Genomic DNA, 8,811 nt, shown 5'->3' on the forward strand with positions numbered 1-8,811 from the left:
TTAAACCGATCATGAAAAAAGCAGCGGACATGGCCGCTGCTTTCATCGCTCATGCTGCGCAATCGTCGCGGCGCACGCGATCAGCCGTTGACGAGCTTCCTCGGCTGCAGCAGCGCCAGCACCGCGCCCAGCACCATGGCCGCCGAAACGCAGTACATGCCCGCGTTCGTGCTGTGCGTCACGTCCTTCATCCAGCCGATGATCGACGGGCTCACGAAGCCCGCGAGGTTCCCGATCGAGTTGATCATGCCGATGGCGGCGGCAGCCGACCCGCCCGCGAGAATCGCGCTCGGCCAGGTCCAGAACACGGGCATCGTGGCGAGCATGCCGGCCGCGCCCACCGAGAGCGCGAGCATGGCGAGCGGCACGTTGTGGCCGAACACGGTGCTGAAATACAGCCCGATTGCCGATGCCAGCGAAGCGATGGCGAAGTGCCAGCGGCGCTCGCCCGTGCGGTCGGCGCTCTTCGCGACGAACAGCATGCTGAACACGGCGCACGCGTACGGAATGGCGGTGAGCAGGCCCACGTCGAGCGCGCTCTTCACGCCGCTCGCCTTGATGAGCGTGGGCAGATAGAAGCTGATGCCGTACAGGCCCATCATGCAGCAGAAGTAAATCACGGCCATGAGCCACACGCGGCCATTGGCGAACACCGAGCCGATCGATGCGTGGCCCTTGCCGGCCTGGTCCTGCGCGATATTGCGTTCGAGCACGGCCTTCTCGTCGTCCGAGAGCCAGTTCGCCGCGCGAATGCCGTTGGGCAGATAGAAGACCGTAATCACGCCCAGCACGAGCGAAGGCAGCGCTTCGATCACGAAGAGCCACTGCCAGCCCGTCCACCCGTTCGTGCCGGTGAAGGCCGAGAGGATCCAGCCCGAAAGCGGGCCGCCCAGCACGCCCGCGATCGGAATGCCGATCATGAAGAGCGCATTCATGCGGCCGCGACGCGCGGCCGGGAACCAGTAGGTGAGATAGAGCACGATACCGGGGAAGAAGCCGGCCTCGGCCACGCCCAGCAGGAAGCGCACGAAATAGAACTGTGTGGGCGTCTTCACGAGCAGCGTGGCCGCCGAAAGCACGGCCCACGTAATCATGATGCGCGCGATCCACACGCGCGCGCCTACGCGGTGCATGAGGATATTGCTTGGGACTTCGAAGAAAAAGTAGCCGATGAAGAAAATGCCCGCGCCGAGACCGTAGACGGTTTCGCTGAACTGCAGGTCGCTGAGCATCTGGAGCTTGGCGAAGCCTACGTTGACGCGGTCGAGATACGCGGCCACATAGCAGAGGAAAAGAAACGGCAACAGACGCAATGTCGCCTTGGAATAGGCGCGCGTCTCGAGATTTTGTAATGAGGCCTTCGACTGGCCACCGGCGATCGTATTCATGGTCTCCAACATGATGGTGCAAAGCCAGTGCCGCGCAACGGCGCACGGCACGATGCAAAGTGCATGATCGTAGCGAGGGACAACAATTGTTGTCAATCGTTTGTAAGCAACAGGAAGACGCAAGAAACCTCGCTGGCCCGGGACCAGGCGCTAGAATCGTCGAACCGGGTCTCGACGACCCCTTGCACTGGAGGACCGCGCGCCATGAATTCGACCCCGCTGCCCCGCCGCCCGCGCGTGTATCTCGCCGGCTTCGACGTCTTCCGGCGCGACGCGCGCGAGCACGGCGCACGCCTCGTCGCCGCGTGTGCGGAATTCGGCTTCGAGGGCGTCTATCCGCTCGACGCGCAAGCGCCCGCGGACCTCGACGGCCCTCGCCAGGCCGCGTGGATCTATCGCGCGAACGTCGAATCGATCCGCGCCGCCGATATCGTGATGGCAAACGTCAACGACTTTCGCGGCCCCGGCGAGCCCGACTCCGGCACCGCCTTCGAGATCGGCTATGCGGCTGCACTCGGCAAGGAAATCTGGGCCTACTCATCCGACCAAGGCACGCTCATCGAACGCGTGCCTTCCGTGCCCGACGCGCAGGGGCGCGTGTGCGAACGCGGCTATCTGGTGGAAGATTTCGGCCTGGCCAGGAACCTGATGATCGCGTGCGCGGCGCGTCTCGTGCAGGGCGACGCGCGCGCGTGTCTCGAAGCCATGGCACAGGGGCGCACGCCATAACCGCATGCAAACGCGTGCGCCGACGCCTGCGAAAGCATCAGTGATGCATGGTGCTCATCGTGCTCATGCGCTGGAGTGCGCGAATACGCGCCACCGCAGGGCGGTCCGTCACGGCGACCTGATAGAGCTTCGCGAGATCGGCCTTGAGCGCCGTGCGTGAACCGGCGTCGAGATACACCATGTGACCCGAGGGATAGAAGCGTGCGCTCAGGTTGTCGCGCACCTTCTGGTCGAGCAGCGGCATCTTCTGCAGGTCGATCACGGTCTGGTAGAACGGCGTGACGAAGTCGTAGTAGCCGTTCGCCGAGAGCACGCGCAAATCCGGATTCAGCGCCATCACCGCCGCGAGATCGCCGGCCGTGTAGAGCACGATGTTGCCCTGCGCGTCCACGCCCTTTTGCGCGCCCGTCGGATCGATATGGCCGAAGTTCCAGTTCCTGAACGCCTGGTCGTTCAGGTCCGTGAACGACGAGTTCGTGCGGAACTTGAGCTGCTCGTTCAGGTAGCTGTTCCACATCGCCGTATAGACGCCGCTCACCGCCGTCATGGTGGGATCGTTGCCGCCCGAGTTGGGGTCGATGTTGCCGGCAATGCCCGTGTCGATGGCGGTCACGCGGCCGTCGTACGAGCCGAGCGCCACGCCCTTGTCCTTCAGGAGCGACGTGAGAAAAAGCGAATTGCCGCGGCTGTCGTACGAGGCGATGTCGAGATTCCACGACTCCAGCGTTTGCGTGTCGATGCCCGTGTATTGCGACAAGGTCTTGAGCGTGGCCGGAATGCTCTTGTCGTTCGGATCGGGAAACTTCGAGAGCGCCTGCAGATAATCGGTGCGTGCGAATTGCGCGACCTGCGCGGCGAACGCCTGCAAGTCCTTCGGCGCGGGCGTCACGCCGAGGCGCTTGTGATACCACGCGTCGGCCGCCGCCGTGGGCAGCGCGCCCACCGGATTGCCGCTTTGCGTGTAGTCGAGAATCGACGACTGCAGCGTGATGCCGTTCAGATCCACGCCGTCCTCGTGCAGCCGGTAGGCCAGCACGCAACTACGCGCCGTGCCATACGACTCGCCATAGAGAAACTTCGGCGAATTCCAGCGATCGTTCGCCGTCAGGTAGCGCTTGATGAACTGCTTGAGCGAATCCGCGTCCTGATCCACACCCCAGAAGTCGCGATTGTGATGCGGCGCGATCGCGGCCGAATAGCCCGTGCCCACCGGATTGATGAAGATGAGGTCGCTCTTGTCGAGCAGGCTGTCCGGATTGTCTTCGAGCGTATAGGGCGCGGGCGGCGTAAAGCCCGGCATCGAGGTCTTGATGCGCTTGGGCGCATAAGAGCCGAGCAGCACGAACACGGAAGAAGAGCCCGGGCCGCCGTTGTAGAAGAACGTGACGGGACGGTCCTGCGCCTGCACGCCGTCCTTCGTGAACGCCACGTAGAAGATCTTGGCGTTGGGCTGCGAGCTGCTCGGATCGACCGTCACGAGGTGACCCGCCGTTGCCGTATAGGCAATCACTTCCTTGCCGATCTGGATGGCGTGATGCGTGATCGCGGCGTTCTCGGTCATGTCGGTGACGAAGTCGTCGGGACCGTTGCCGTAAGCCGTGGGATCGAAGCACGGCTGATCGGCCTGGGAGCGATGCTTGCCGTTGCCGCTCGCGGGGCTGGCCCCTTGAGCGCCGCCGTTGCCCTTGGTGGACTGCGCTTCGTCGTTCATGTCGTCTCCACTTTCTGTGTGTTTGCGTTTGAGACAGTGAATGCAACTTCGAATGCAACCTCGGATACAACCCGCATCGCGCCCGCCGCTTGACTCTCGCGCTCAACTCGCGTCGCAGTGGTACGCCGCGCTCATCCTACGCCGAGCCGAGCGCGGTTGCCACCTTGGTGCCCACCGGCGTGCCGAGGCCCGTGCAGGCGTCCCAGCCCGGCGCCGCCGAGAAGTCGCCATTGCTGCCACTCGTCACGTCGTTGAAGGCGCCGGGCTGCGCGTAGAGCTTCGCGTTCGCGAAGCCCACGGGCGTGCTGCGCGCCGCGTTGATGCGCGCGATCAGCGCCGCCCACAGCGGCGCGACGGCGCTCGTGCCGCCCACCACCGTATCCGCGCCCGCCACCCGCACTTCGTAGCCCGTGGCGGGATCCGCGTCGGCGGCGACGTCGGGCACGCCGCGCCGCACCAGCGCGCCCGCCCCGCCGCTGCCACGCACCACGCGCAGGCCTTTTTGCCAGTCCGGCAGCGCGAACGTCGCGCTCACGCCACCGCCGGTCGCGCCGTTTTCGCCTTCGCTCCAGACGGTTTCCTGCGAGATGCGTCCGTTCGACGCCGCGATGTGCGTGCCGCCGCAGCCGAGCGCGTAAGGGCTCGAGGCGGGAAAGTCGACATGATCGGCGCCGTCGCTCACGCCGTCCGACGAGCCGCTGTCGCCCGAAGCCGCGCACACGGTCACGCCGAGCGCGACGGCCGTTTGCAGCGCGTCGTTCAGCGCGCCGAGCGTTTGCTGCGACCACGCCGACTCCGGCGCGCCCCAGCTGATCGAGATGACTGAAGGCTTACGCTGGCTGTCGTGCAGCGCGGCGCTCACTGCATCGACGAAACCCGCTTCGCTGTTCGGCGCGAAATACACGGCGATCAGCGCCCCGGGCGCCAGCGCGCCGGCGATCTCCACGTCGAGCGTGACTTCGGCGTCGGGGCCGTTGGGGTCGCCGGTCGGCGCGTTCGTCGCCTGATCGACGGAGACGTCCTCCACGCGCGGCGCGCTCACGCCCAACTCGTTGAAATACGCGCTGAGGTCCGCCGTGTCGTAGCCGCCGCCCATTTCGATGACGGCAATGCACTGGCCGCTGCCGTCGCCCGCGGGAAAGCTGTAAAGCTCCGCGAGCTGCAAAGGCGTGAACGATCTGGTCACCGCGCGCGCGGCGCGGATTGGCGGGCGGATGGGGGCACCGGGTGCGTCTGCCGCTGCCGGCGCATTGGTTAGATTCGTCGGCACGATGCGAAAGTGCGGCTGCGCCTTCGCGCGATTGTCGAGCCCCACCACGGCGGTGACGACCTCGTGCATGTCTTCCGGCAAATGCAGGGGGCCGCTCGGCTGGTGAAAGTGATGGGTGGTTTTGCCGACCTGATGCTCGAAGTGCTGCAGGTCGATGCCGAAGGCGGCGTTGTACTGCTGCACCGTGCCCGAGAGCACGACGCGGCGCGCCGAGGCATCGGCCTGATCGACGGCGAGCCCATGCGCGCTCGCGAACTGCTCGACACGCTCGATGTCGGCGGCGCTCGCGCCAAAGCGCCGCTCGTATTCCTCGCGGGACACCGGCTGCGCGGCGGGATCGTTCGCGGCGAGCCGGTCCACCAGCTCGTGAAATTCCGCCGACGCCTGACGCCGCAGGATCAGCACGATCCGGAAGCGCTCCGCCGGGTCGCAAGCGCCGACACACTGCGCGCCGGCGGGTGCGGGATGTTCACTGCCTGCCACGGGAAGGTGCCTGGTCATGGCCGGTTTCTCCTTCATGAAGCGCGTGCCTGGATTCTGGCCTTCGGACACGCGTTGAATTACGGGAGTTCCGCGCGCCAAACCGGCCCGGAATGCCGTACAAAATCGTTGGGATATTCACGCCGCATGCCCGCCGCACGAGCGGCCCGCCACGCAGCACGAACGCAAACGACGCGCTGTGCGCATTCGGCATGCCCGTCAGAACCGTTATACACCGGAGACGATTGCAAAGTTGTCACGGCGACGCGGGAAGGCCAGTTCGCGGAGAATGTTGGGGAGGTGATGCGAGATGGGCGAAACGCGCGCGGGCCCTGAGCCCGCGCGCTTGAAGTACCCCGTAGCGTGGTTGTGCCGCTATGGAGTTTTTATGCCGCAGCGGCCAGCGCCGCCGGCAGATGCGCTTGCAGATACGCTTCGAACTCCTCCTTGACCTCCGGATGGCGCAGCGCGAACTCCACCGTCGCTTTGAGGTAACCGAGCTTGCTGCCGCAGTCGAAACGCGTGCCCATGTAGCGGTACGCGAGCACCTGTTCATCGGTGAGCAGCGACTGCAGGGCATCGGTGAGCTGAAGTTCGCCGCCTGCGCCCGGCTTCAGCGCGCGCAGATGTTCGAAGATCGTGGGCATCAGCACATAGCGGCCCACCACGCCGAGATTCGACGGCGCGACTTCCGGCGCCGGCTTTTCGACGATGCCCGACAGCTTGAACACATCCTCTTCCCACTCGCGGCCGTCGACGATGCCGTACGACGCGCTGTCTTCACGCGCGATCGATTCGACGCCCACCACCGAGCTGTGATAGTGATTGAACGTGTTCACGAGCTGCTTCATGACCGGCGTGGGGCTGTAGAGCAGGTCGTCCGCGAGAATCACGGCGAACGGCGCGCCGCCGACGAGCTTTTCCGCGCACAGCACGGCGTGGCCCAGACCGAGCGCCTCGGCCTGGCGCACGTAGAAGCAGTCCACATTGGCTGGCTTGATGCTGCGAACGACGTCGAGCAGCTTTTGCTTGTTGCGGGCTTCGAGTTCGCATTCGATCTCGTACGACTTGTCGAAATGGTCTTCGATCGCGCGCTTGCTGCGGCCGGTCACGAAGATCATTTCGGTAATCCCCGCAGCGATCGCCTCTTCCACCGCGTACTGAATGAGCGGCTTGTCGACGATCGGCAGCATTTCCTTGGGGCTCGCCTTGGTGGCGGGCAAGAAGCGCGTCCCAAGGCCTGCAACAGGAAATACCGCTTTGGTTACTTTCAGCATGATGTCCATTCCCAGATCGTTCGTTTGAGTCTCGGTCTCGCTGCGAGGCAAGCCGACTTCCCCGAGGTTCTGCCGTGGCAGATTCTTGTATTGAATAAAATTGTTTAGCGCCTTTTATGGAATAAAAAAAGGCCAATAAATTCGGATTGCGCGCTTCCAGCATAACACCGGAAATTATTGCCATTCATACCGAATAATTCCAGACAGATCGGCATGAATTTCCTGCTCCATCCTGTGTCAATGACGCGCCTTGTTCGGGCGCAGTCTACTCCGCTTCGTCGGCGGGCGGCAAGGCGGCGGAGCGCGTGCGTGCGCGCCGGATAGGCTCATTGCGCAACGCCTCGCGATACGCGGACACCCCCACGAGTATCAACAGCACGGCCACGCCGGCCAGCAAGTGCAGGTTCATCGGATTCTCCAGCGACCATAGTCGATCACACTCAAACTAGCATTCCAAATTCGATAAATAAACCGCTTTGTTTTTCAATCCATTTATTTCTCCATTTCTGATTTCCGCGCGAATACATTTTGAAAATATTTTGCTTACTTCCCTCGCGCGCGCGCCCCTAAGATCGCCGGGTACTCTCCCCAAGGACCGGCTGACACCGATGAGCGATCCCGTACTCCAAACCGCCATGCCGCCTGCATCCGCCCTGCCTGCCGCCGCTGCCACTGCAGCGCGGCCCGTGGCCGCGGCCCGCGAGCTTGCCGGCGAGCATCTGATCGAAGCCCTGCGTGGCTTTGCGGCCCTGCTGGTGGCCTATTTCCATTGCCGCCAGGTCACCTGGATCGGCATGGGCGCGTTTCACCAGCTGCATGCCAGCCTCGCGAGCCCCGGCACCCTTGCCGCGTGGCTGACGTTCCCCATCGCGTGGGGATCGGCGGGCGTGCCGATTTTTTTCGTCATCAGCGGCTATTGCATTCACCGCAGCGGCGCTGCGCGGCTCTTTTCGAACCCCGATTTCCGGCTCGACGCGCGGCAGTTCTGGCTGCGCCGCTTCGTGCGCATCTATCCGGTTCTGCTCGCCGCGTTGCTGCTCACGCTGGCATTGGATTCGGTCAGCCTTTCGCTGCTACCTGTGAGCCACAAAATCAACGAGATCGGGGCGCGCGATTTCTTCGTGAACCTGTTCTCGCTGCAGGGCGTGGCCGGCAAGACGTATGGCTCGAACGGCGCGCTCTGGACCCTTTCGCTTGAAGTGCAGTTCTATCTGCTGTACCCGCTGCTCTTCGCTGCGCGGCGCCGTTTCGGCCTGAATGGCGTGCTTGCCGCCGTGGCCCTCATCAATGTCGTTTCCGCGTTGACGCTGGAGCGGCATGACATCATCGTTTTCACGTCGTACTGGTTCTCGTGGATGCTCGGCGCATGGATCGCCGAAGTGCGTTTGCGCGGGTCGTCGGGGTTTCGGTTTGCTTACCCTGCTGCGGGGCTTTTCGCCGTGGCCGGTTGTGTGGCGTTTCACTTCGGGCAGTTTGGGGCGTTCCAGCTCTGGGCTTGTGCGTTTGCCTGCTATCTCGTCAAGGCTCTTGCGCGGCCTGCGCCTGCTTCTCCCGGCTTGCTGCAGGCGCTGTTCTCCAGGATCGGCGATTTCAGCTACTCGCTCTATCTCATTCATTTGCCGCTCTTCGTGCTGCTCGGGTCGCTACTGTTTCGCTCCGAGCTGCAGACTTCGATCTGGCCTTCGTTTGGGTTCACGCTCGGCGTGATTCCCGTTGCCTGGGTGTTCTATCGGCTATTCGAGAAGCCTGCGCTTAATGCTGCTGGTTGGCTTAGGAAGCGGGTTGTTGCTTGAGCTTCGCTTTTGGCTGCTTTGGCCTTTTCTTGTTTTCGCGTCGGTATGCAGGTGTTGCCCCTGTGCGGGGCGGCACCTACTTTTCTTTGCCAGCGGCAAAGAAAAGTAGGCAAAAGAAAGCCGCTCAAACCGCTAGCGCCTGCCACAGTTCACATCTCGCCGT

Annotated in this window: 7 protein-coding genes; 2 read left to right on the forward strand and 5 right to left on the reverse strand. The window is 63.7% G+C overall.

All coding sequences use genetic code 11. The features are described from left to right. Positions 1–80: 80 nt before the first annotated feature. Entirely contained in the window at positions 81–1,388 is a 1,308-nt protein-coding gene (locus tag A3CW_RS0125885) for an MFS transporter (protein WP_028206152.1), read from the reverse strand. A 204-nt stretch (positions 1,389–1,592) separates the two neighbouring features. On the opposite strand from A3CW_RS0125885, the gene A3CW_RS0125890 reads away from it, so the two are divergent. Continuing rightward, positions 1,593–2,117, forward strand: coding sequence for a nucleoside 2-deoxyribosyltransferase (locus A3CW_RS0125890; protein WP_028206153.1), 525 nt, complete (start codon positions 1,593–1,595; stop codon positions 2,115–2,117). Between the two features lie 37 nt (positions 2,118–2,154). On the opposite strand, the gene A3CW_RS47655 is transcribed toward A3CW_RS0125890, so the two are convergent. The 4 genes from A3CW_RS47655 to A3CW_RS53405 form a co-directional block, all read right to left on the reverse strand. Continuing rightward, entirely contained in the window at positions 2,155–3,828 is a 1,674-nt protein-coding gene (locus A3CW_RS47655) for a S10 family peptidase (protein WP_051481716.1), read from the reverse strand. A 136-nt stretch (positions 3,829–3,964) separates the two neighbouring features. Further along, a complete protein-coding gene (locus A3CW_RS0125900) occupies positions 3,965–5,599 on the reverse strand; it encodes a S53 family peptidase (protein ID WP_028206154.1) in 1,635 nt (544 codons plus the stop codon). 365 nt (positions 5,600–5,964) lie between these two features. Continuing rightward, positions 5,965–6,855 carry a UTP--glucose-1-phosphate uridylyltransferase GalU gene (gene galU / locus A3CW_RS0125905; RefSeq protein WP_028206155.1) on the reverse strand — a complete coding sequence of 297 codons (891 nt, stop codon included), beginning with the start codon at positions 6,853–6,855 and terminating at the stop codon, positions 5,965–5,967. 265 nt (positions 6,856–7,120) lie between these two features. Next, positions 7,121–7,264 (reverse strand): hypothetical protein, encoded by a 144-nt coding sequence (locus A3CW_RS53405; RefSeq protein ID WP_169739118.1) that lies wholly within the window; start codon positions 7,262–7,264, stop codon positions 7,121–7,123. 199 nt (positions 7,265–7,463) lie between these two features. Here A3CW_RS53405 and A3CW_RS0125915 point away from each other — a divergent pair, with 199 nt between their 5' ends. Beyond that, positions 7,464–8,648, forward strand: coding sequence for an acyltransferase family protein (locus A3CW_RS0125915; protein ID WP_028206156.1), 1,185 nt, complete (start codon positions 7,464–7,466; stop codon positions 8,646–8,648). Positions 8,649–8,811 lie beyond the last annotated feature (163 nt).

Origin of the sequence: Paraburkholderia nodosa DSM 21604 (assembly GCF_000519185.1) — a bacterium.
GTDB classification, from domain to species: Bacteria; Pseudomonadota; Gammaproteobacteria; order Burkholderiales; family Burkholderiaceae; genus Paraburkholderia; species Paraburkholderia nodosa.